The 23,283-nt window shown below is 69.7% G+C and carries 20 protein-coding genes; 8 read left to right on the top strand and 12 right to left on the bottom strand.

What is annotated here, in order from left to right:
- Positions 1-176: 176 nt before the first annotated feature.
- The 3 genes from ACU6XJ_RS16395 to ACU6XJ_RS16385 form a co-directional block, all read right to left on the bottom strand.
- Positions 177-1,145 (bottom strand): hypothetical protein, encoded by a 969-nt coding sequence (locus tag ACU6XJ_RS16395; RefSeq protein ID WP_476311972.1) that lies wholly within the window; start codon positions 1,143-1,145, stop codon positions 177-179.
- Positions 1,146-1,325: 180 nt separating this feature from the next.
- Positions 1,326-1,751, bottom strand: a complete 426-nt coding sequence (locus ACU6XJ_RS16390) for a helix-turn-helix domain-containing protein (RefSeq protein ID WP_476311969.1) — start codon at positions 1,749-1,751, stop codon at positions 1,326-1,328.
- A 375-nt stretch (positions 1,752-2,126) separates the two neighbouring features.
- Complete coding sequence (locus tag ACU6XJ_RS16385; protein ID WP_476311966.1) at positions 2,127-2,771, bottom strand: L-threonylcarbamoyladenylate synthase; 645 nt, start codon at positions 2,769-2,771, stop codon at positions 2,127-2,129.
- A gap of 15 nt (positions 2,772-2,786) precedes the next feature.
- On the opposite strand from ACU6XJ_RS16385, the gene ACU6XJ_RS16380 reads away from it, so the two are divergent.
- Both ACU6XJ_RS16380 and ACU6XJ_RS16375 read left to right on the top strand, forming a co-directional pair.
- A complete protein-coding gene (locus ACU6XJ_RS16380; RefSeq protein WP_476311963.1) occupies positions 2,787-3,818 on the top strand; it encodes a DUF2332 domain-containing protein in 1,032 nt (343 codons plus the stop codon).
- A 482-nt stretch (positions 3,819-4,300) separates the two neighbouring features.
- Positions 4,301-4,840: a hypothetical protein gene (locus tag ACU6XJ_RS16375; RefSeq protein WP_476311960.1), complete on the top strand. Its 540-nt coding sequence runs from the start codon at positions 4,301-4,303 to the stop codon at positions 4,838-4,840.
- On the opposite strand, the gene prmC is transcribed toward ACU6XJ_RS16375, so the two are convergent.
- Entirely contained in the window at positions 4,837-5,700 is an 864-nt protein-coding gene (prmC, locus tag ACU6XJ_RS16370) for a peptide chain release factor N(5)-glutamine methyltransferase (RefSeq protein ID WP_476311959.1), read from the bottom strand. The two genes, ACU6XJ_RS16375 and prmC, sit on opposite strands and share 4 nt — an antisense overlap.
- Before the next feature lie 74 nt (positions 5,701-5,774).
- Between prmC and ACU6XJ_RS16365 the strand changes: the two genes are divergently transcribed.
- Both ACU6XJ_RS16365 and ACU6XJ_RS16360 read left to right on the top strand, forming a co-directional pair.
- Entirely contained in the window at positions 5,775-6,332 is a 558-nt protein-coding gene (locus ACU6XJ_RS16365) for a winged helix-turn-helix domain-containing protein (RefSeq protein WP_476311957.1), read from the top strand.
- Complete coding sequence (locus ACU6XJ_RS16360) at positions 6,329-7,633, top strand: MFS transporter (protein WP_476311955.1); 1,305 nt, start codon at positions 6,329-6,331, stop codon at positions 7,631-7,633. Before ACU6XJ_RS16365 ends, ACU6XJ_RS16360 begins: the two co-directional genes overlap by 4 nt.
- A gap of 325 nt (positions 7,634-7,958) precedes the next feature.
- On the opposite strand, the gene prfA is transcribed toward ACU6XJ_RS16360, so the two are convergent.
- Together prfA and rpmE are read right to left on the bottom strand one after the other, a co-directional pair.
- Complete coding sequence (gene prfA / locus ACU6XJ_RS16355; protein ID WP_476311953.1) at positions 7,959-9,038, bottom strand: peptide chain release factor 1; 1,080 nt, start codon at positions 9,036-9,038, stop codon at positions 7,959-7,961.
- 80 nt (positions 9,039-9,118) lie between these two features.
- Positions 9,119-9,331, bottom strand: a complete 213-nt coding sequence (gene rpmE, locus ACU6XJ_RS16350) for a 50S ribosomal protein L31 (protein WP_476311951.1) — start codon at positions 9,329-9,331, stop codon at positions 9,119-9,121.
- Positions 9,332-9,647: 316 nt separating this feature from the next.
- On the opposite strand from rpmE, the gene ACU6XJ_RS16345 reads away from it, so the two are divergent.
- On the top strand, positions 9,648-10,091 hold the full coding sequence (locus tag ACU6XJ_RS16345; protein ID WP_476311948.1) for a hypothetical protein: 444 nt from the start codon (positions 9,648-9,650) through the stop codon (positions 10,089-10,091).
- A 47-nt stretch (positions 10,092-10,138) separates the two neighbouring features.
- Here the strand turns inward: ACU6XJ_RS16345 and rho are convergent, their stop codons facing one another.
- The 6 genes from rho to argS all read right to left on the bottom strand — a co-directional run bounded on the left by rho (position 10,139) and on the right by argS (position 19,140).
- Positions 10,139-12,220, bottom strand: coding sequence for a transcription termination factor Rho (rho, locus tag ACU6XJ_RS16340; RefSeq protein WP_476311946.1), 2,082 nt, complete (start codon positions 12,218-12,220; stop codon positions 10,139-10,141).
- Between the two features lie 457 nt (positions 12,221-12,677).
- Positions 12,678-13,562, bottom strand: coding sequence for a homoserine kinase (gene thrB, locus ACU6XJ_RS16335; protein ID WP_476311944.1), 885 nt, complete (start codon positions 13,560-13,562; stop codon positions 12,678-12,680).
- Positions 13,563-13,618: 56 nt separating this feature from the next.
- Positions 13,619-14,710, bottom strand: a complete 1,092-nt coding sequence (gene thrC / locus ACU6XJ_RS16330) for a threonine synthase (protein WP_476311941.1) — start codon at positions 14,708-14,710, stop codon at positions 13,619-13,621.
- Positions 14,707-16,014, bottom strand: coding sequence for a homoserine dehydrogenase (locus tag ACU6XJ_RS16325; protein WP_476311938.1), 1,308 nt, complete (start codon positions 16,012-16,014; stop codon positions 14,707-14,709). Before ACU6XJ_RS16325 ends, thrC begins: the two co-directional genes overlap by 4 nt.
- The gene (gene lysA, locus ACU6XJ_RS16320) at positions 16,007-17,482 is read right to left on the bottom strand and encodes a diaminopimelate decarboxylase (protein WP_476311935.1); all 1,476 of its coding nucleotides are present in this window, start codon (positions 17,480-17,482) and stop codon (positions 16,007-16,009) included. Before lysA ends, ACU6XJ_RS16325 begins: the two co-directional genes overlap by 8 nt.
- Positions 17,479-19,140: an arginine--tRNA ligase gene (gene argS / locus ACU6XJ_RS16315; protein WP_476311932.1), complete on the bottom strand. Its 1,662-nt coding sequence runs from the start codon at positions 19,138-19,140 to the stop codon at positions 17,479-17,481. The genes lysA and argS overlap by 4 nt, the downstream gene beginning before the upstream one ends.
- Positions 19,141-19,378: 238 nt before the next feature.
- Between argS and ACU6XJ_RS16310 the strand changes: the two genes are divergently transcribed.
- From ACU6XJ_RS16310 to ACU6XJ_RS16300, 3 genes are all read left to right on the top strand, one after another.
- Positions 19,379-20,383, top strand: a complete 1,005-nt coding sequence (locus ACU6XJ_RS16310) for a DUF3105 domain-containing protein (protein WP_476311929.1) — start codon at positions 19,379-19,381, stop codon at positions 20,381-20,383.
- The gene (locus ACU6XJ_RS16305; protein WP_476311928.1) at positions 20,359-21,108 is read left to right on the top strand and encodes a DUF305 domain-containing protein; all 750 of its coding nucleotides are present in this window, start codon (positions 20,359-20,361) and stop codon (positions 21,106-21,108) included. Before ACU6XJ_RS16310 ends, ACU6XJ_RS16305 begins: the two co-directional genes overlap by 25 nt.
- Positions 21,109-21,185: 77 nt before the next feature.
- Positions 21,186-23,177, top strand: coding sequence for an acyl-CoA dehydrogenase family protein (locus ACU6XJ_RS16300; RefSeq protein WP_476311925.1), 1,992 nt, complete (start codon positions 21,186-21,188; stop codon positions 23,175-23,177).
- The last annotated feature ends 106 nt before the right edge of the window (positions 23,178-23,283 follow it).

Below are 23,283 nucleotides of genomic sequence, written 5' to 3'. Positions count from 1 at the left end.
CCGAATGTCCGGTCACTGATGGCAGTCGCTTCAGGGCGCACCGGTCGGCGCGGTCAGGGAAACCGCTGTGGCCGGTGTGGCCGGTGTGGTGAACTTCGCGAGGGCCGGAGTCCACCGATCATTCATGCAGGGGGTCATTCGTTCTCCTTGTCTAGTTGTGCATCCACCGCCGCCGGCTACTGCCAGTCCCAACGGATGCCGTGCACGCCAGGGGAAAGATCAAGGCCGAGGAAGTGCACGGTGTTGGCGGTGGCCATGCGGAGTTCGTGCAGATCGCGCATGGGGGCCGTGGCACTGGCCTTCCAGGTGCGGTAGCAGCGGCTGGGTACCGCGGCAGGGTGGAACTCCACATTGAGGAGATATTCTCTGATCGGCATGCGCATTCCGCGCCACCAGCTGTTGGTGAGCTCGCCCAACCCGGAATGTCCGAATTCGAATTCCAACAGGTAGGTTTCGCCTTCGGCCAAGGGATGGTCGAAGATGAGTTCCAGCGCGGTAAGGCCGGCTGTCTGGTCGGTTTGCACCCGACCCAGTCGACTGTAACGCGCGCACCGAATATCAGGGATATTTCCATTTTCAGAGTGGTAGAAGGTTACGTAGCGGGCGACTTGAGGAGCAATCGCGCGGAATACCACTCGCGTGGTGATTCGCTGTTGATCGCGATTTCTCCCCACCTGGACATGTTCATGACAACTGAGCCATTCAAGCTGATCATCAGCCATGTATCCATTCCGCATGGCCAGTGCGTTGAGCCTGGCATGCATCGGGCTGATGGCGTTGAACGGGAGAAACTCCGGGCCGATCGGCGCCCTACGGCGCCGCGGACCGAGCAGAGCGACCAGCGAGTCCGCCGGTAGCTCCAGGATCTCCTCCAGTGCGTGCACGGCCCGCAGGGATTCCGCCCGTTCAGGGCGGCACCTGCCGCGCTGCCAGTAGCTCAGACTGGCCATGCTCACGCTGATGCCGCGGCTGCACAGCCGCATGTGGAGGCGCTCCAGGCTCAGACCTCGAGCCCGAATAGCCAGCCACAACGCCCTATCGAAGGGCCCAGTTCTCAGCACCCGTTCCAGTTCTTGTCCTACAGGGTTCGCCGCCCATCCCGGGTGCACGATGGGGGCGGGTTGCTCGTCCAATCGCGCGGGCATTTTCACTCCTCGCGACAACGTCAGGGGCGGCCGAGCTCATCGGTTTATCAACACTAGCGCCGATACCATGCCAGACGAAATAGGACGAATGCGCTCTGATTTTTCAAGATCTTAAGTTAGGCGCCAAACTTTCAATAGTCTCAACTGGGCCGGCGGTTGGTTCGTTCACGGGACAATGGTTTAGGCCTGACGGTGCTCCGGCGGGAGGCCTTCCAGCTCACGAACGCGGTCGAGCATCTCGGCGATGGAGGCGAGGCTCTGCGGCGAAACGCCGAAAGCACGCAGCGCGACGCCGCGGACAGAGGTGTCCTTCATGGCGTTGAGCAGGGCCAACTGCTTGTCGATGCGCTCGGCGGCGGCATCGTCGAGGAAGTAGGCGGGCGGCACGCCGAAGAACCCGGCCAGCGCCTCGAGGTGCTTCTTGGTCGGGTTGTCGCGTTCACCCTTACGGAGCAGCCAGATGTAGCTCTGCGAGATGTCCCCGCCCGCTGCGCGGACGGCTGCGGCCACCTCTTCGTTGCTGTACTCGCCCCTGCCCGCGGGGTGCACGGTCTTGAAAAGGTGGTTCAGCTTCTCGGCGAGGCTCTCCGGCCTCTTCGCGTCCACCACGGCAACCCCTCGTTTTCACCCACATGCTCTACTGGCGTAGACCATACCGGCCGGTACTCATCGACAGCAGTTGAAATTCTGTGCAACCTGAGTCTAAGCTCACCGGTGTCGACCTCAACTAGCGTAAAAGACGGACCACGAGTCCGGGTAGGGCTAGATCGGGATCGGCATGGCGGGGCCGTCGATCGGCACAGGGGGTGTACCGATCGCCTGGGGCCCGCCCTCGGTCGCCGATCGGAGCAGGGGGTGTTCCGATCGGCGATCGCGCTATTTCCCGGCTGAACCCATGGATCGCGGCGCCTTCCGTTTGCCCTTCGGCAAACGTTCATCGCGACCACGGTAACGCGGGCCGCCGCGGGGAGCCGATGAGGGTCAGCGGGTGAGTTCGGTGCCGAGGACTTCGGCCACCTCTTCGGCGCTGACGGCGCCTTCGCGGAGCAGGACGGGCTTGTCGCCGGTCAGGTCGACGATGGTGGAGGCGACCGGGTCGCCGGAAGGGCCGCCGTCAAGGTAGATCGGGACGTCGTCGCCGAGTTGAGCCTGGGCTTCCGCCGCGGTGCTCGCCGGTGGGCGGCCGGAGCGGTTCGCGCTGGACACCGCCATCGGGCCGACCTCCCGGAGGAGTTCCAGCGCCACCGGGTGCAGCGGCATGCGCAGCATGACGGTGCCGCGGGAATCGCCGAGGTCCCAGCTCAGTGACGGCGCGTGCGGCAGCACGATGGACAGCCCGCCGGGCCAGAAGGCCTCGATGAGCTGCCGGGCGCCGGAAGGCATCGTGAAGACGAGGCCGTCGATCGTGGTCCAGGAGCCGACCAGCACCGGCACCGGCAGGTCCCGGCCGCGGCCCTTGACCGCGAGTAGCTGGCTGACCGCGGCCGAGTCGAAGGCGTCGCAGCCGATGCCGTACACGGTGTCGGTGGGCAGCACCACCAACTGGCCCGCGCGCACCGCGCCGCCCGCTGCGGCGAGTCCCGCTTCCCTGGTGTCCGGACGACTGCAGTCATAGACCGTGCTCACGGTCACGATATTGGCATGTCCGCGAAGGAGGATGCTGAGCAGGTGACTGATCAGCACGATGTGTCGGCTTGGTACGCGGTGTTCGCCACGCGGGACGCCGCGCCGCTCTCGCCGCGGTATGCCGAGCTTGGGGCGGCGGTGGCGGCGGACGCCGAGACCTGCGCCCGCCTCGCCGCGCTGCCCGAGTGGTGCAGACAGCCGGTGCTGCTGCTGGCGGCGGTGCGGTATGTGACCGGATCGGTACCCACCGACGGCCCGGACCTGCTGCGCAGGCTGCGCGGATCGTGGGAGGCCATCGAGCGGGTGCTGCGCACGCGGCGGACGCAGACCAACGAGGTGAACCGCTGCTCGGTGCTGCTGCCCGCGCTGGCGCGGATTCCCGGTCCGCTGGCGGTGATCGAGGTCGGCGCGAGCGCCGGGTTGTGTCTGCACTTCGACAGCTACCGGTACTCCTATGCCACCTCTGACGGCACCGTGGAACTCGGTCCGGCGGATGCATCGGTCCGGTTGTCCTGCGCCGTGCGCGGCGAGGTCGCGCTGCCCACCGGTATTCCGGAGGTGGCGTGGCGGGGCGGGCTGGACCTGAACCCGATCCCGCTGCGCGAGCCGAGCGAGGTGGAGTGGCTGAAGTGCCTGGTCTGGCCCGATCAGCCCGGACGGGTGGAACGGCTCGACGCGGCGGTGGATTTCGCGCTGCGGAATCCGGTGCCGCTGCGCCAGGGTGACCTCGTCGACGACCTGCCCCGGCTCGCGGCCGAGGCGCCGCGAGATGCGCAGCTGGTGGTCATGCACTCGGCGGTGCTGCCCTACGTGCCGCTGGAGCGGCGCCTGGAGTTCGTGCGCCTGGTGCGCGAACTCGGCGGAGTGCGGGTGGCGATGGACAGCGCGACGGTGTTGGCACGCTTGGGGGTTGGGCGGGCGCGGCCGGACTCCACCGGCGAGGTGACCAAGGACGGCTGGGGCCCCAACTGGGTCACCCTCGACACCGAGATCGTGGCCAAAGTCCACCCACACGGTGAGTGGCTGGCCCCTCCCCCAACTCACTGAACCGTCATGATGACGCCCTGCGTCAACATCATGCGCCCCTGCGTCGGCATCATGACGCCCTAGGGCGTTCGCGGGGTGAGCTGCCCCCGATTCCAGCCTAGGGCTTTGGTGTTGGGATGCCGGGAATCTCCGCGAAGGGCATGTCGGACATCGCGGCAACGCCGCGGCGGGCATGTCCCACCTCATGTCACGCCGTGGCGGGCGTGCCCCAACGTCACGTCGCACCTTGGGCGGCATGCTGGACGTCACGTCACGCCGTGGCGGGCATGCCCCAACGTCGCCTCACGCCCTGGACGGCATGCTGGACGTCACGTCATGCCCTGGGCGGCATGCTGGGCGTCGCGTCACCCGTGGGCGGAGTTTTGGACGTCGCGTCACGTCGTGGGTGGCTCCCTCCCGTGGGCTTGGTTGACACAGAGTAATCGGGGCGTAACCAAATGTCCGATTGATCACCGTCGAGTGGCCCTGTGAGACTGCTCCGCATGGACGCCGCATCAGTACGGTCACGGTTTCGCATCGTCGGTATCTCATCGGCTTTGATACTGGGCCTGAGCCTGGTGGCCACGCCCGCCGCGACGGCTCAGCCTGGACTCATCAGTTGTGCGTTGGGCACCCAGGTGGGTACGTACGACCCTGGACTTACCCTCGCGCCGCAACAGGTGCGTTTCCATGCGGATGGCGTTGTTGGAGCTTGTGTTTCGACCAGTCGCCCCGACATCACCGGCGGGCAATTTTCCAGCGAGGGCATCGGAACCCTGAGCTGTGTCAGCGGATCGACGACAAACACCACCGTCTACCGCTGGAACACCGGGCACAAAAGCACTGTGAAGGGCACCGGGGCGGTCAACCTCAAGCCCAATGGCACGACCGTTCTGGTCCTGCTGGGCGAGGTCGTCTCGGGGCCCTTCACCGGCGCCACCGTCGCCCAGACCAAGGTGCTGCCTTCCACCGATCTCACCGCCTGCTTGGGCCGCGGAGTCGACAGCGTGAGCGGGCCGATCACCCTCACCGCGTTGGGTTAGACACGGCGAGCGGTCGCGAAGCGGGGCCGCCCCGAGAGATCGGGGTGGTCCGCGACCTCGGCGAGAATTCGGCGGGCCGCCAGCAGCGTGGGGACGGACTCGCCGTGGGTGTCGTCGTGTTCGATCGCCAGCAGGCCGCCGGGGCGGAGTAGCCGGGCGGCCACGGTGACCACGTGCCTGATCACGTCCAGGCCGTCCGGACCCCCGAAGACCGCTGCGGCGGGATCGTGGTCGGAGACCTCAGGCGGCACCGCGGTGCCTTGCGGGACGTAGGGCGGGTTGCACAGGACCAGGTCAACGGTGCCGTCCAGTGTGGACAACAGGGTCGGGTCGGCCACGTCGCCCGCGTGCAGGGTGATGGGGGTGTCGCCCGCGGCGGCTCGGGTGTCGGCGTTGTGGCGGGCCCACTTCAGGGCGTTGGGGTCGCGTTCCACGGCGTGGACCGCGGCGTCGGGGCGCGCGTTGGCGAAGCCGAGCGCGAGCGCGCCCGAGCCGGTGCAGAGGTCGACCACCAGCGGGTCGGCGACCTCGCGGAGGTTCGCGAGGGCCCACTCCAGTAGGAGGTCGGTCTCCGGGCGGGGGACGAAGACGCCGGGGCCGACGTCGAGGGTGATGGCGCCGATGTAGGCCTGGCCGGTGATGTGCTGGAGCGGTTCGCGGGAGGCGCGGCGCATCACCAGCTTGCGGAGTTGCTCGACCACGGGCGGGTCGACCAGCGGGACGAGGGGCAGCTTGGTGCGCTCGATGCCCAGCACGTGGGCGGCGAGTTGTTCGGCGTCGGCACGAGGGCTGTCGACGCCCGCCCTGGCCAGCAGCCGTTCGGCCTCGATCACCGCAAGGCGCAGGGGCTGTCGACTCATGGGCGCCACTCTTCCACGGCGCAAACCGCAAAGAGGCTTTGCAAAGGCGTTTTGCGGTTGTAGTCTCGGCTGCCGTGGACGAGGTGAAGTACGTCAGGGACGTGGAGACACTGCAGGCGGTGGCGCATCCGCTGCGGGTCCGGCTATTGGGGGCGCTGCGGGCGGACGGGCCTGCCACGGCCAGCGAGTTGGGCAGACGATTCGGGGAGAGCAGCGGGTCGACCAGCTACCACCTCCGGCAGTTGGCGAGGTTCGGCTTCGTCGGTGAGGACGAGCACCAGCCAAGCGGGCGCGAACGGCGCTGGCGTGCGCTGCACCGATACACCGACTTCAACGAGTCCGATTTCATCGGCAGCGAGCAGGGACGGCTGGCGCTCACCGCCATGCGCTCGCGGCAGCGCTCGATGCTCGCCGAGCACGCGGAGGCCTTCGAGGCGCAGACCTGGACGGGTGACTGGGTCGACGCGGCGGGCCAGTCCGACTACCGGCCCCGGTTGACGGCCGCCTCGGTTTTGGCGCTACAGAACCGGTTCGCCGGGCTGCTGCATGAATACGAGGAGCGGGATGCCGCGGCCTCGGACGCCGAGAAGGTCATGGTGTTCGTCGCGGCCTATCCGGTGCGGGCGTCGTGATCACGGCTGCCGCGGCGGAGCGGCGGTTCGCGTTGATCAACGCGCTGGTGTGGTTCCCGATTGGGTTGCAGGCCGTGACGATGGTGCTGCTGATGGGCTCCCGCGGCCTCGCGATCACCGATATTGGGTTGGTGTTCGCGCTGTACGGGGTCACGGTCGCCGCGCTGGAGTTACCCACCGGCGGGCTGGCCGACGTGGTGGGGCGGCGCCCGGTGTTGATGACAGCGGCGGTCATGTCGTTCGTCGCGGCGCTGCTGCTGGCGACCGCCACGGTGTGGTGGCAGTTCCTGGTCTACGCGGTGTGCAAGGGAGCCGCGAGGGCGCTGTCCACCGGGCCCGCCGAGGCCTGGTATGTCGACACCGTGCACGCGACCGATCCTGAGGCCTCGCTGCGGCGGGGGCTGTCGCGGGGACGCGCGGCAAGCTCGGTGGCACTGGCGGCGGGCATGCTGCTGGGCGGTGCGATTCCGCTCGCGCTGCCCGCCGATTTCACCATCACGCCGTTGGCGGTGCCGGTGCTGCTGGCGGCGTTGAGCTACGTGGCCTTGCTGGTCACCACACTGCTCCTGCTCACCGAGCCGCCGCGCGCCGTGGCGCGACCCGCGGTCGGCCGGCTCCTGCGCCAGGTGCCCGCGACAATCGGGCGGGGTGTCCGGCTGGTCACCGCGGACCGGGTGCTGGCGCGGGTGCTGCTGCCCGCCGTCGCCACCGGGATGGCAGTGGACTCCGTGGAACTGCTCTCCCCCGGTTGGCTGGCCGGGATTACGCCCGCGGCCAGCGGCGTATACGGGATGGCAGCGGCCTCGGGGTTTGTCGCCGGGGCGGCGGGCAGCGCGCTTGCCCCCGCCCTGGTGCGGCTACTGGGCAAGCCTTGGCGGACGGTCGTGGCTGGTGCCCTGCTCGCCGGGATATCGCTGCTGGCGTTCGGCTTGAGCGCCGGGTTGACCGGTGCCACGGCGTTGGCCGCCGCCGGGATGATCTTCCTGGGCGTGTACTTCGGGCTCGGGGTGATGGACCCGATCCGGTCCGAGCTCATGCACGGCCGAGTCGCCGCCACGGAGCGGGCCTCGGTGGTGTCGGTCGACTCGCTGCTGTTGCAGGCGGGCGGTGCGTTCAGCGCGACCGCGCTGGCGGCCGTGGCGGCATCCCGCGGCGTCGGCACCGCGTGGATGCTCGCGGCGGGCGCGCTCATGCTGGCGTCGCTGTTCTACTTCCGATTGCAGCCCGACGCTCGACGGCCGCGGCCTCCACGGCAGGCACAACTCGCGGCCACGCCCAGCGAGGTGTCGGAAGGAGTGTGAGGGCCAGACGTGCCCGACCGCCGCCACCCGCACGACAGGGACGACCCGAGGCCGCGCTCATCCTGACGTGGCTGTCCTGCTTCCGGTTGAAGCCCCTCAACCGGCAGCCGCGGCCCGCACGGCGGGCAGAGCCCGCGGCCACACCAGGCCAGATGCCCGCGGGAGCGTATAGGCCAGGAGTGCTCGACAGCCATCACCTTCTCGGCAGGCACCGCGCTCAGCGCGCCCCCGGCGAGGTGCACGCAGGAGTGGGAGTTGAGCGCCGTAGTCGACAGCCACCGCTCGCGGCAGGTGCGACTCGCGGCGCGCCGGCCGGGTGGGAGGGTCAGGCGTGGGCTGCTGCGGAGAGGCGTTCCTCGCGGTCGGCGGCGATCAGGGCGGCGAGGACGCCGTCGAGTTCGCCGTCCAGGACGTGGTCCAGGTTGTAGGCCTTGTAGTTCACCCGGTGGTCGGAGATGCGGTTCTCGGGGAAGTTGTAGGTGCGCACCCGCTCCGAGCGGTCGACCGTGCGGATCTGGCTCTTGCGGGTGGCCGATGCCTCCGCCTGTGCCTTCTCCTCGGCGATCACCTGGAGCCTGGCGCGCAGCACCTGCATGGCGCGCGCCTTGTTCTGTAGCTGGCTGCGCTCGTTCTGGCAGGACACCACGATCCCGGTGGGCAGGTGGGTGATGCGCACCGCGGAGTCCGTGGTGTTGACGCTCTGGCCGCCCTTGCCCGAGGAGCGGAATACGTCGACGCGCAGGTCCTTCTCGTCGATCTCGATCTCGACGTCCTCGACCTCCGGGTAGACCAGCACGCCGGCGGCGGAGGTGTGGATGCGGCCCTGGGTCTCAGTGACCGGCACCCGCTGGACCCGGTGCACGCCGCCTTCGAACTTCAGCCGCGCCCACACGCCTTCGAGCTCGCCCGCCTTGCCCTTGAGGACCACGGTCGCGTCCTTCACGCCGCCGAGGTCGGACTCCACCGAGTCCAGCACGTCGGCCTTCCAGCCCTGCCGCTCGGCGTAGCGCAGGTACATGCGCAGCAGGTCCGCGGCGAACAGCGCCGACTCCTCGCCGCCCTCGCCCGACTTGACCTCCAGCACCACATCCGACGCGTCGTAGGGGTCGCGCGGGAGCAGCAGCTCCGTCAGCCGGTGGTCAAGCTGGGGGATGCGCTCGGCCAGCGCGTCGGCCTCGACGGCGAACCCCGCGTCCTCGGTGGCCAGCTCGCGGGCCGCGACCAGGTCGGCGCGGGCCTGCTCCAGTTCCCTGATGGTGCGCACCACCGGGGTCAGCTCGGCGTAGCGGCGGCCCAGCTTGCGTGCCTGCGCGGCATCGGCGTGCACGTCCGGCTCGGACAGCCGCTGCTCCAACTCGGCGTACTCGCCGAGCAGCGACTGCAACGCCCTGGAATCCGTGCTCACCGCTGTTTCCCTTCACCGAAACGCAAGGCAGGACATGACAACGCCGCCTGCCCGACACGGGACAGGCGGCGTGCACGTCGCTACTTCTTGCGCTTGCCGTAGCGGGCCTCGAACCGCGCCACGCGGCCACCGGTGTCCAGAATCTTCTGCTTGCCGGTGTAGAACGGGTGGCAGTTCGCGCACACCTCGACGTGGATCGAACCGCTCTTGGCCGTGCTGCGGGTCGTGAACGTGTTGCCACAACCACAGGTGACCTGGGTGTCCACGTACTGCGGGTGGATGCCGCTCTTCATGCGAGGGGTCCTCTCGTGGAATGGCGCCGGGTCCCCAAAGGTGCCTCGGGGTGAACCGGAGCCGGACTCGACCTCCCAGTGTGCCAGATGTGCTGGTCACACCCGACACCGGGACGCAGTCCACTCAACGCCGCGGGCCCTGCCGTTGTTCCCGAGCACGCCAACCGCCGCGGGCACAAGGATTTCGCGCCGAACGGCTGCTGTCTGTGAATGTTGGGCTTCCAGTTAACGCCGTTGGCCGCACACATACGGCCGTCCGTCGCAGAAGCGCCTGTCGTCCACCCACAACGGTGACGGGGCGGAGCACGATGAACACGTGCTGTGCACAGTCGGCCACAGGCTCACGGTAGCCAGCTGGCTGGGAATCCCGATCTTGTTCGTCGCGGCGGTCTCTGGGCTGACGGCGCTGTTGATAACGCCGCTGCACGGGTTGATCACGGTGCCGGAACCGCTGTTCGGCGCGGCGGCGGGCATCACCATCGGCATCGGCGCGGACGTCGACTGGCGCTCGGAACGCCAGCGGAAGCTGTTACACGCGCCCTACGGACTCGCGGTGATCGCCCTGGGGGCGGCACTGAAGTCGCCGGAAGTACCTGCCGCACTGGCAATCGGCTTCGGGCTGCCCGCGGCGGTGCTGCTGGCGCTCAACATCCGGCTGGCGAGCACGGTGTGCAGACCCGAGACGGCGTTCCACACCAATCCGGAGCAGCAGCCCTCGCCAGGACGCCACCGAAAAGTGCGGGTGCCCAGCGGGGTATGAAAACGGCACCGCCCGAAGCCGGGCGGTGCCGCTCACGTACTGCCGGTTCAGTCCTCGTTGGACCCCGGGGTCGTCTTCGCGACCTGCATCAGGAACTCGATGTTGGTGCGGGACTTGCGGAGCCGGTCCAGCAGGAGGTCCAGCGCCTGCTGCTGGTCCAGGGAGTGCAGCACCCTGCGCAGCTTGTGGGTGACCGCCAGCTCGTCCGGGGAGAGCAGCAGCTCTTCCTTACGAGTACCGGAGGCGTCCACGTCGACGGCGGGGAAGACCCGCTTGTCGGCGATCTTGCGGTCCAGCTTGAGCTCGGCGTTGCCGGTGCCCTTGAACTCCTCGAAGATGACCGTGTCCATGGTGGAACCGGTCTCGACGAGCGCCGTGGCGAAGATCGTCAGCGAGCCGCCGCCCTCGATGTTGCGTGCCGCGCCGAGGAACCGCTTGGGCGGGTACAGCGCGGTGGAGTCCACACCACCGGAGAGGATGCGGCCCGAGGCGGGCGCGGCCAGGTTGTAGGCCCGGCCCAGTCGCGTGATCGAGTCGAGCAGCACGACCACGTCGTGGCCCATCTCGACCAGGCGCTTGGCGCGCTCGATGGACAGCTCGGCGACCGTGGTGTGGTCCGACGGCGGGCGGTCGAAGGTGGAGGCGATGACCTCACCCTTGACCGAGCGCTGCATGTCGGTGACCTCTTCCGGCCGCTCGTCGACGAGCACGACCATCAGATGGCACTCGGGGTTGTTCGTGGTGATCGCGTTGGCGATCGCCTGCAACACCGAGGTCTTACCCGCCTTGGGCGGCGAGACGATCAGGGCGCGCTGACCCTTGCCGATCGGCATCACCAGGTCGATCACGCGGGTGGTGAGCAGGTGCGGCTCGGTCTCGAGGCGCAACCGCTCGTTGGGGTAGAGCGGGGTCAGCTTGGTGAACTCGGGGCGCTTGCGCGCCGAGTCCGGGTCCTGGCCGTTGACCGCGTCCACCCGCACCAGCGGGTTGAACTTCTGCCGCTGCTGCTCGCCCTCGCGGGGCTGGCGGACGACGCCCTTGATGGCGTCACCGCGGCGCAGGCCGTACTTGCGGACCAGCGACAGCGAGACGTAGACGTCGCTCTGACCGGCGAGGTAGCCGGAGGTGCGGACGAACGCGTAGTTCTCCAGCACGTCCAGGATGCCCGCGACCGGCAGCAGCACGTCGTCCTCGCGGACCTCGGGCTCGTTGCCCCCGCCGGTGCTGCCGCCGCCTTCGCGACCGCGGCCTCGGCGACGGTCACGGAACCGGCGGCCGCGACGGCCACCGCGCTCGTCATCGTCGTCGTCCTGGTTGCCGCCCTGGCGGTCTTGGCGGTCCTGACGGTCCTGGTTGCCCGCGTTGGACCGCTCACCGCGCTCCGGCCGGTCACCCCGGTCGTTGCGGTCGTTGCGGTCGTTGCGGTCGTTGCGGTCGCCACGGTCGTTGTTGCGGTCGCCGCGCTCGCTCCGGTCGCCGCGCTCCCCGCGGTCACCACGCTCGCTGCGCTCGCCACGGTCGTTGCGCTCGCCACGGTCGCCACGGTCACCGCGCTGGTCGCCGTCACCGTTGGGGCTGCCCGCGGGGCGGCTGGCCGACCGGCGGCGGCGGTTGCGACGGCCGTCGCCCTCGTCGCCGGAGCGCTCGGTCTGCTCCGCGCCCTGCTCCGGCGCCTGCTCGGGGCGCCGTTCCTGGGTGGTGGTCGCCTCGGCGGCGGGACGGGCCTCCGTCTCCGTCGCAGGCTTGCTGCTCACGTCGATGGGAAGCGCCTCCTCTACGGCCCGCTGCGGGGTCTTGGTGGCACCGGACGCGGGTTCCACAGGCGCGTCGGATACCGACTCGGACCGGCTGGGGCTGGCACCCTGCGATGCCGCACTCTGCCGGTCCTTGATGGCAGCGATGAGGTCTCCCTTACGCATTCCGGCAGTGCCGCGAATGCCCAGCTCCCCGGCGAGCTCCCGAAGCTCGGCCAGCACCATGCCGGTCAGACCGGCACGGCGGCGCGCAGACGAGCCATTGGCTCCCGTGTTCTGGCTGGTCTGCTCACCCGCATCCGGCCCGCTCCCCTGGGCCTGCGATGGGGAAGCCCCATTGGTTGACTCGCTGCTCAGTAGATCGGTGTCGCTCACAAATGTCCTTCCTGACCGGCCCGCGCCTCCTACGACGGACCAGCGGTGCCGCTACCCGGCGGGACGCGGGGCAGCGCGCGAACCCTGGATGTGGCGGAACTCCGACGATGCGTGGCAATCACGAAACGACGGGGAACCGCCGACGTAGGGTTATCTCGGTCACTGCGATGGCCGGAAACTCGCCAGCGGCCAACCCACCGTTTGGGGCGGAGTTGACTCTCAGCGAGATTGCACCTCGGGGAATGTGGCCCGGGAACGATTACCGACGCCTGGCGCGCGGTGACTGATCGACCCTGAGAGTAGACGCCGATGAAGTTCCGTGCAACAACCGGTCACCGGCGCGCCGCGCCGTGTCGCCCATTTCGCTAGCCCGATCGTGTTCTCGCAGCTCCGGACGGCTGTGGACACGGCGGCACATGGGTGCCAAACCGTTACCTCGACCGGGTGCGGAACGCGGCTAGGAGATCACCTCTATGCGCGCGCCGCCGGTGTCCACGGGGAGCAGGTGCACGGTGAATCCCTCGGCCGAGCAGGGCAGCGTGCCGTCGGCGGGCAGGGCGAGCACCGTGGGCCCCGCGCCGGACACCACGGCGGGCACGCCCGCGGCCCGCAACCGGTGTACCAGGTCTGCCGTGGCGGGCCATGCGCCCGCCCGGTACGCCTGGTGCAGCCGGTCTTCGGTGGCGGAGAACAGCAGGTCAGGGGCGGTGGTGAAGGCGTGAACGGCCAGTGCGGCGCGGCCCGCGGTGAACGCGGCGTCGGTGTGCGGGACCGAGTCGGGCAGCAGCCCTCGGGTGATCGCGGTGGCCGACCGGTCCTGCGGCACCAGCAGCAGCGTGTTGAGCTCGGAATGCGGTTGCAGGCGAACGGATTTGAACCTGTCGCCTTCCCGCCAGGCCACCGCGAGCCCGCCGAACATCGCCGCCGCCGCGTTGTCGGCGTGTCCCTCGAAGCTCGCGGCGAGGTCCAGCGCCGCCTCGTCCAGCTCCTGCCCGGCCAGCCCGTAGGCCGCGGCGACACCCGCGACCACGGCGGCGGCCGATGAGCCAAGACCACGCGAATGGGGGACACGGTTGTGGCAGCGCAGCGCCAGTCCCGGCAGCTCCAGGCCCAGCTTGCCCGCGGCGGCGTGCAGCGCCCGCACCACGAGGTGACCTTCGTCTCGCGGCACCTCGGCGGCGCCCTCCCCCGCCACCTCGATGCTCAGCCCGCCCCCGGTGACCTCGACCTCCACCTCGTCGTACAGCCCTAGCGCCAACCCGAGCGCGTCGAAGCCGGGACCGAGATTGGCGGAGGAGGCGGGCACCGTCACCTTGATCCGGCGCGCGGCGAGGTCAGTCACGGTCGATCTCCTCGTGAGTGAGTTGTTCGGTTCTCACCCAATGATCACTCACGAGGTCAGCTCAGGTGCAGGGCGTGCGCGACGGCGTGCGGGTCCACCGGCAGCGGCTCGACCTCGATGTGGGTGGACAGCGCGGTCTCGGGGTCCTTGAGGCCGTGCCCGGTGACGGTGCAGACCACCAGCGAACCAGCAGGCAGCAGGTCGGCGGAGTCTTCCCGGTCGGCCAGCGCCAGCAGGCCTGCGACGCTGGACGCGGAGGCGGGCTCCACGAACACGCCCTCGCGGGCGGCGAGCAGGCGGTACGCGGTGAGGATCTGCTCGTCGGTGACCGCGTCGAACAGGCCGTTCGACTCGTCGCGCGCGGTCACCGCGCCTGCCCAGGAGGCGGGGTTGCCGACGCGGATGGCGGTGGCGATGGTCTCCGGGTGCGGCACCGGTTCGCCGTGGACCAGCGGGGCGGCGCCCGCGGCCTGGAAGCCGAACATGCGCGGCGCGGTGGTGATCAGGTCGTCGGCGAGGTACTCGCGGTAGCCCTTCCAGTACGCGGTGATGTTGCCCGCGTTGCCCACCGGCAGGCAGTGCACGTCGGGCGCGCGGCCGAGGGCGTCCACGATCTCGAAGGACGCGGTCTTCTGGCCTTCCAGCCGGACCGGGTTGACGGAGTTGACCAGCTCGATGGGGAACTCGGCCGAGGTCTTGCGGGCCAGTTCGAGGCAGTCGTCGAAGTTGCCGTCGACCTGGAGCAGCTTGGCGCCGTGCACCACGGCCTGGGCCAGTTTGCCGCGGGCGATCTTGCCGCGGGGCACCAGCACCGCGCAGGTCATGCCGGCGCGGCCCGCGTAGGCGGCGGCCGAGGCGGAGGTGTTGCCGGTGGAGGCGCAGATGACGGCCTTGGCGCCGGTGGCGAGCGCGTGGGTGATGGCCGCGGTCATGCCGCGGTCCTTGAACGATCCGGTGGGGTTGAGGCCCTCGACCTTGAGCAGCACCCGGCAGCCGGTGCGCTCGCTGAGGTAGGGCGCCTCGACCAGCGGTGTGCCACCCTCCCCGAGGGTGATCACCTTGGCGCCCGCAGGCATCGGCACCCGGTCCGGGTAAGCCCCGATCACGCCCGGCCAGTGGCCGCGCAGGGACGCTCGCGCGGTAGTCATGTGTCTTCTCCCTCGACGCGCATCACGCTGACCACCTCGCGCACCACCGGCAGCCCCGCGATCTTGTCCACGGTGGACTGCAACGCGGCGTCGGGTGCGGCGTGGGTGACGACGACAAGACTCGCGTCCGTGTCGGCGCCGGAACCCCGGTTCTGCTGGCGGACGGCGGCGATGCTCACCTCGTGTTCGGCGAAGACACCGGCCACCTGCAACAGCACTCCCGGGCGGTCGGCCACGTCGAGGCTGATGTGGTAGCGGGTCAGGGTCTGACCCATCGGTTGGATCGGCAGTGCGGCATAGGCGGATTCGCGCGGCCCTCGGCCGCCGACGACCCGGTTGCGGGCCACCGCGACCAGGTCGCCGAGCACGGCGCTGGCGGTGGGGGCACCACCCGCGCCCTGCCCGTAGAACATGAGCTGACCGGCGGCCTCCGCCTCAACGAACACCGCGTTGAAGGCGCCGTTGACGCCTGCCAGCGGGTGGCTGCGGGGAATCATCGCCGGGTGCACCCGCACCGCGACGGCCTCGCCGCCGTCGCGTTCCTCGCGCTCGCAGATGGCCAGCAGCTTGACGGTGCGGTCCAGCGAGCGGGCGGCGGCGATATCGGCGGAGGTGACCGCGGCGATGCCCTCGCGGTAGACGTCGGCGGCGGTGACGCGGGTGTGGAAGGCCAGCGAGGCGAGGATGGCGGCCTTGGCGGCGGCGTCGAAGCCGTCCACGTCGGCGGTGGGATCGGCCTCGGCGTAGCCCAGCCGGGTGGCCTCGTCCAGCGCCTCGGCGTAGCTGAGGCCGGTGTCGGCCATCGAGCTGAGGATGAAGTTGGTGGTGCCGTTGACGATGCCCATCACGCGGGTGATGCGATCCCCGGCCAGCGATTCGCGCAGCGGGCGCAGCAGCGGGATGGCGCCCGCGACGGCGGCTTCGAAGTACAGGTCGGAACCGGAGGTGTCGGCGGCGGAGAACAACTCTGCGCCGCATTCGGCCAGCAGCGCCTTATTCGCGGTGACCACGGATTTCCCGCCGCGCAGCGCGTCCAGCAGCAGCGTGCGGGCGGGCTCGATGCCACCGACCACCTCGACCACCACGTCGACGTCGCTGCGGACGAGGGCGGCGGCGTCGGTGGTGAGCAGTTCGGCGGGGACCTCGCGGTGGCGGTGCGGACGGCGGACGGCGATCCCGGTCAACTCGACCGGCGCGCCGACTCTGGCGGCCAGGTCGCCTGCCTGCTCGTGCAGCAGCCGCGCAACCTGGGTGCCGACGGTGCCACAGCCGAGCAGTGCAACCCTGACCGGTTTGTCAGGCACCGTCCACCTCCAGGCTCAGCAGATCGTCCACGGTTTCACGACGCAGCAGGAGCCGCGACTGACCATCGGCGACGGCGACGACGGCGGGGCGGGGCAGGCCGTTGTAGCGGCTTGCCATCGCGTAGCAGTAGGCGCCGGTGGCGGGCACCGCGATCAGGTCGCCGACCGCGAGGTCCGCGGGCAGCCAGCAGTCTCGGACGACCACGTCACCGGACTCGCAGTGCTTGCCGACGACTCGGCTCAGCACCGCGGGCGGGTCCAGGTTCTCACCCGGAGTGTCCGAATCGGCCACTTCATGGCTGGCCTCACAGCTTCGGGACACCAGGCGGCAGTCGTAGACGGCGTCGTACAGCGCGGTGCGGATGTTGTCGCTCATCCCGCCGTCGACGCTGACGTAGCGGCGGCCCGCGCCGCCGGAGAGCACCAGGTCCTTGAGCGTGCCGACCTCGTACAGGGTCACGGTGCTGGGTCCAACGATGGCCCGGCCCGGCTCAACGGCCATCGCGGGCAGCGGAAGCTCGGCCAGCGCGCATTCGCGTTCCACGATGTGGCCTAGCTTGTCGGCCAGGTCGCGCACCGGCGGCGGGTCGTCGTCGGGGGTGTAGGAGATGCCGAAGCCGCCGCCGAGGTCGACGGTGGCCAGCGCGGCGATCGCGTCCTCGCCGTGCTCCTTGCGGAGGTCGGCGAGCAGCCCGATGACGCGGTGCGCGGCGACCTCGAAGCCGTCGGCGTCGAAGATCTGGGAGCCGATGTGGCTGTGCAGGCCCGCGAGCACCAGCCCCTCGGAGCGGAGGATGCGCCGCGCGGCCTCGGCGGCGTCGCCGTCGGCCAGCGAGAAGCCGAACTTCTGGTCCTCGTGGGCGGTGGCGATGAACTCGTGGGTGTGCGCCTCGACGCCGACGGTGACCCTGATCAGCACGTTCTGCTTGATGCCGCGCTCGGCGGCCAGCACGTCCAGCCGGGCGAGCTCGTAGTAGGAGTCGACGACGACGGTGCCGATGCCGGCCTCCAGCGCGGCGACCAGTTCGGCGACGGACTTGTTGTTGCCGTGCATGGTGATCCGCTCGGGCGGGAAGCCCGCGCGCAGCGCGATCGCCAGTTCGCCGCCGCTGCACACGTCCAGGCTCAGGCCCTCTTCGGCCACCCAGCGGGCGATCGCGACGCACAAGAAGGCCTTCGAGGCGTAGTGCACGCGGGCGGGGTCGCCGAAGGCCTCGGCGAACTCGCGGCAGCGGGAGCGGAAGTCGGCCTCGTCCACCACGAACAGGGGGGTGCCGTACTGCGCGGCGAGGTCGCGCACGTCGACGCCCGCCAACGTGACCACGCCGTCCTCGGCGCGCCTGGCATGGCGCGGCCAGACCGCCGGGTGCAGCAGGTCAAGGTCCGCGGCGGTGGTCGGCCGCTGGCCCGCGGTGTTGGCCGGGACCATGACGTCGGCGTGCCGGGGTCCGGCGGGGTGCGCTCTCACATTCGCTCCGGTGCGCTCACGCCCAACAGCGCGAGGCCGTTGGCGAGTACCTGGCGGGCGGCGTCGTTGAGCGCCAGCCGGGAATAGGTCAGTGGGGTGGGGTTCTCGTCGCCGCGCGGCAGCACGCGGCACTCGTCGTACCACTTGTGGTAGGCGCTGGCGAGTTCCTCGAGGTAGCGGGCGACGCGGTGCGGCTCCCGCAACTCGGCCGCGGTGGCGACCACTCTCGGGTACTCGCCGATGGTGCGGATCAGCGCGCCGTCCTTCTCGTGGGTGAGCAGGCCGAGGTCGACCTCGGACGGGTCCTTCTTCGCGATGCCGAGGTCGGCGGCGTTGCGCAGCACCGAGGCCAGCCGGGCGTGCGCGTACTGCACGTAGAACACGGGGTTCTCGTTGCTGCGCCGGGAGTACAGGTCGAGGTCGATGTCCAGCGAGGAGTCCACCGAGGAGCGGATCATCGAGTACCGGGCGGCGTCGACGCCGACGGCGCCGACGATGTCGTCCATGCTGATGACGTTGCCCGCGCGCTTGCTCATCCGGACCGGCTTGCCGTCCTTGACCAGGTTGACCAGCTGGCCGATGAGCACCTCGACGGTGCCGGGGTCGTCGCCCATCGCGGCGGCCGCGGCCTTGAGCCGGGCGATGTAGCCGTGGTGGTCCGCGCCGAGCATGTAGATGCACAGGTCGAAGCCGCGGGCGCGCTTGTCCTGGAAGTAGGCGATGTCGCCCGCGATGTAGGCGGGGTTGCCGTCGCTCTTGATGACGGGGCGGTCCTTGTCGTCACCGAATTCGGTGGACTTCAGCCACCAGGCGCCCTCGGAGAAGTAGAGGCGGCCGGACTCCTTGAGCACGTTGACGCACTTCTCCACCGCGCCGGAGGCGTGGAAGGAGTCCTCGTGGGTGTAGACGTCGAAGTCGGTGCCGAACTCGTGCAGCGACTGCTTGACCTGCTCGAACATCAGCCCGACACCGATCCGGCGGAACGTCTCGTGGCGCTGTTCGGCGGGCTGCTCCAGCGCGCCGGGCTCCTGCCGCACCACCTCTTGGGCGACCTCGCCGATGTAGTCGCCCGCGTAGCCGTCCTCGGGGGTCGGCTCGCCCTGCGCGGCGGCGAGCAGCGACCGCACGAAGCGGTCGATCTGGGCGCCCGCGTCGTTGAAGTAGTACTCCCTGGTGACCGCGGCGCCCTGGGCGGCAAGCACCCGGCCCAGAGCGTCGCCGACGGCAGCCCAGCGGACGCCGCCGATGTGCAGCGGGCCGGTGGGGTTGGCGGAGACGAACTCCAGGTTGATCTTCAGCCCCGCGTACTTGTCGGTGCGGCCGTAGCCCTCACCCGCGGCGAGCACGTCCCGGACGATCGCGCCCTGGGCGTCGGCGGCGAGCCGGAGGTTGAGGAAGCCGGGGCCCGCGACCTCGGCGACGTCGATGCCCTCGGCCGCCGACAGCGCCTCGGCCAGCCAGCCCGCCAGCTCGCGGGGGTTCACACCGAGCCGCTTGGCGACCTGCATCGCCAGGTTGGTGGCGTAGTCGCCGTGCTCGGGATTTCGGGGTCGCTCCACCGTCACGGCGTCGGGCAGCACCGCGGTGTCCAGCCCTCGGCTGGTCAGCACCTCGGTGGCGACGGAATGGACCTTCTCGGCAAGCGCTGCGGGAGTCATCGCCGACCAGTCTAGGAGGTGGGGTGCAGGGCTTTTTCACCCGCGTTCACCCGCGTGAGGCAGGCGTGAGGGCGGTCGCTATTGTGGACAAGCGGGGCCGTTTGGCCCAACTCATCCCCCGCTCATCACCGTTTCACAACGGCACTCCTTAGAATGGCGCCCGCAGCGCGCGGCTCCCCTGCTTTCCCCAGGGTCGCGGGCTCACCGGATGCCACAGGACAGCGAGGACCCACGAGGCATGGCCAGCGCAAAAGGTAGCAAGATCGTCAGCAAGGCTCGCAACACGCGCGGCAACGTCGTGGCGAAGAAGGAGACCCCCTGGGGCCTGATCGCGGGCATCGTGGTGGTGCTGCTCTTCGCCGGCGCCGCGGTCGGCTGGCCGGTCTATGAGGTCTACAAGAAGAACGAGCGCGAAGCCGCGCTGGCCAAGTGGAAGCCCTCGAACGAGAACCAGGACCCGTCCAAGGACATCCCTGGCGTCGAGACGGCCTCCTACGTCGCGCAGCGGCACGTCACCCCGGACCAACGGGTCGCTTACGACAAGACCCCGCCGTTCGGTGGCCCGCACGACAACGTCTGGGCGGCCTGCACCGGCATCGTCTACGACAAGCCGGTCCGCAACGAGAACATGGTGCACTCCCTGGAGCACGGCACGGTCTGGATCGCCTACAACCCGGACCAGATCAAGGGTGCCGACCTGGACGGCCTGAAGAAGAAGGTCGAAGGCCAGGAGTACATGGCGATCTCGCCGTACCCCGGCCTGGACAAGCCGCTCTCGCTGCAGTCCTGGGGACACCGCCTCAAGGTGGACAACGCGACCGACGAGCGGATCGACCACTTCATCTCCGCGCTGCGCGCAAACCGCTTCCAGCACCCTGAGCCGGACGGCCGCTGCGACGCGATCCCCGGCAACTTCGACGTGGACAACCCGCCGCCGTTCGTGGGCACCCCGCCCGGTCCCGAGGGCGTGCCGATGACCGGTGGCACCGACGCGACGCAGTCCGGCCAGATGGGCACCCCGGGCGCTCCGACCAGCGGTGCGACCTCGGCTCCCGTGGTTCCGCCCACCGGTGGCGGCGCCGCGCCGGGCAAGCCCGCGGGTGACAAGGAGCCCGCGCAGCAGCCCAAGCCCGCACCGACCAAGCCCCAGAACCCGCCGCCGCCCGCGCAGCAGCCGCCCGCGCCGCCGCAGACGACCAAGCCCGGCGGAATACTGCCGTGGCTGCCGGGGAACGGCGGCTGATGACCGAGCACGACCAGGACCTGGCCGGTATCGACACCGATACCGGCCAGTCCGCGCGTCAGCAGCCCGCGTGGGTAAAGGTTTTCGTCGTGGTGGCCGCTTCGCTGGCGCTGCTCCTCGTGGGTGCGGCGGGCGGCCTGCTGATCGGCCTGTCCGGCGACGATCAGGCGACCCCGGGCGCGAACTCGGTGGATGTCGGGTTCGCCCAGGACATGTCGTACCACCACGACCAGGCCGTGCAGATGGCGGTGATCGTCGGTCGCACCACCACGGACAAGGCGATCAAGCAGCTTGCCTTCGACATCGAGTCCAATCAGCTTCAGCAGATCGGCCGGATGCGCGGCTACCTCGACCTGTGGAACCAGCCCGAGCTGACCTCCGGCAACAACCGGATGGCGTGGATGCAGGGCGGTCACGGCCACGGCGGCTCGGCGTCCATGCCTGCCCCGCAGCCGGGCAGGCCGATGCCGGGGATGGCCAACCAGGATGAGATGAAGCAGCTTCGCTCGATGCCCGCCGGGCCTGAGCAGGACACCTTGTTCCTCCAGCTCATGCTGCGGCACCACCTTGGCGGTTCCGGCATGGCCCAATACGGTAAGGAGAACGCCACCACCTCGCAGGTGCGCAACCTCGCCGACGCCATCCTGCGCACGCAGGAACCCGAGGCCAAGATCATGGAGCAGATGCTGGCCGAGCGCGGCGCCAAGCCGCTGCCCTACCCGTGACCACTTTTGCCGCCTAGCTCAAGTTACTGAGCGGTAGTAGCCTGGGGAACTCAGCCGAATCCCTCAGGGGGTCAGTGATGACCACAGTGGACCCAGCAGAGCACACGGCGGGCAATGTCCGTGCCGCGGCCGCCGAGCAGAGCGCGCCGCCGGGTGGGGCGCAGGTCAGCGAGGCTCAGGCGAGGAAGGTCGCGGAGGCCGCGCGACAGTCCGACTGGGACAAACCCAGCTTCGGCAAGGAGCTTTTCCTCGGCCACTTCCGGCTGGACCTCATTCACCCGCATCCGCAGGGTGATCCGGAGGCGGTCGCCCGCGGCGAGGCGTTCCTTGCCACGCTGCGGGCGTTTTGCGAGGACAAGGTGGACGGCCTGCTCATCGAGCGCGAGGCCAAGATCCCCGACGATGTGATCAACGGGCTGAAGGAACTCGGCGCGCTCGGTATGAAGATCGACACCGAGTACGGCGGGCTCGGGCTGTCCCAGGTGTACTACAACCGGGCGCTGATGATCGCCGGTTCCGCCCACCCCTCGCTGGGTGCGCTGCTGTCGGCGCACCAGTCGATCGGCGTGCCGCAGCCGCTGAAGACCTTCGGTACCGAGGAGCAGAAGCGGGAGTTCCTGCCGCGCTGCGCCAGCACCGACATCACCGCGTTCCTGCTGACCGAACCCGACGTGGGCAGCGACCCCGCCCGGCTGGCCACCACCGCCGTCCCCGATGGCGATGACTACGTGCTGGACGGCGTGAAGCTGTGGACCACCAACGGCGTGATCTCCGATCTGCTGGTGGTGATGGCCAGGGTGCCCGAGCATGACGGGCAGCGCGGCGGGATCACCGCGTTCGTGGTCGAGGCCGACGCGCCGGGGATCACCGTGGAGCACCGCAACGCGTTCATGGGGTTGCGCGGCATCGAGAACGGCGTGACGCGCTTCCACCGGGTGAAGGTGCCCGCCCGCAACCGGATCGGCAAGGAGGGGCAGGGCCTGAAGATCGCCCTGACCACCTTGAACACCGGTCGGCTGTCGCTGCCCGCCCTGTGCGCGGGCGCGTCCAAGTGGTGTCTGAAGATCGCCAGGGAGTGGTCGTCGGAGCGAGTGCAGTGGGGTCTGCCGGTCGGCAAGCACGAGGCGATCTCCGGCAAGATCGCGTTCATCGCCGCGACCACGTTCGCGTTGGAGGCGGTGCTGGAGCTGTCCAGCGAACTCGCCGACGCGCACAGCGCGGACATCCGCATCGAGGCTGCGCTGGCCAAGCTCTACGGCTCGGAGATGGCCTGGCTGATCGCCGACGAGCTCGTGCAGATCCGCGGCGGTCGCGGGTATGAGACCGCCGAATCCCTTGCCGCCCGCGGGGAACGCGGGGTGCCCGCCGAGCAGCTGCTGCGAGATCTGCGGATCAACCGGATCTTCGAGGGCTCCACCGAGATCATGCACCTGCTCATCGCCAGGGAGGCGGTGGACGCGCACCTGTCGGTGGCGGGCGAGATCATCGATCCCGAGGCGAGCTTCAACGACAAGGCCAAGGCCGCGGGCAAGGCGAGTGCGTTCTACGCGCGTTGGCTGCCCACCCTGGTCACCGGCAAGGGCCACCTGCCCGCCGCGTACGCCGAGTTCGGTCCGCTGGCCAGGCACCTGCGGTTCGTGGAACGCGGCAGCAGGCGGCTGGCGCGGCAGACCTTCTACGCGATGTCGCGGTGGCAGGCCAAGATGGAGCGCAAGCAGCGGTTCCTGGCCAGGATCGTCGACATCGGCGCCGAGCTGTTCGCGATGAGCGCGAGCTGTGTGCGGGCGGAGATGCTGGCCAAGCAGGACGCCGACAAGGGCACCTCGGCCCGGCAACTGGCGGATGTGTTCTGTCGGCAGGCGACGGTGCGGGTGGAGCAGTTGTTCGACGAGCTGTGGACCAACACCGACGATGCCGACAACCGGCTGGTCCGTGAGGTGCTGGCGGGCAGGCACCAGTGGCTGGAGGACGGCGTGCTCGACCCGTCGGTGCCCGGCCCGTGGATCGCCGACGCGGCGCCGGGGGCTTCGGTGAAGGAGAACGTGCACCGCAAGATCCCCCGCGGCTGACCCGATTTCGCCGGGTCAAACCCCGGATGCGACACCTGTTCGGGTAGTGCGGCGCTGCGCGCCGTACTACCCGGCGTCGCGGGCTCCCCCTGTCGGGCAACGACTC

The organism is Actinorectispora metalli, assembly GCF_056323685.1.
The sequence above is the reverse complement of the archived record's forward strand: the minus strand, read 5'-3'. Positions and strand labels throughout refer to the sequence as shown.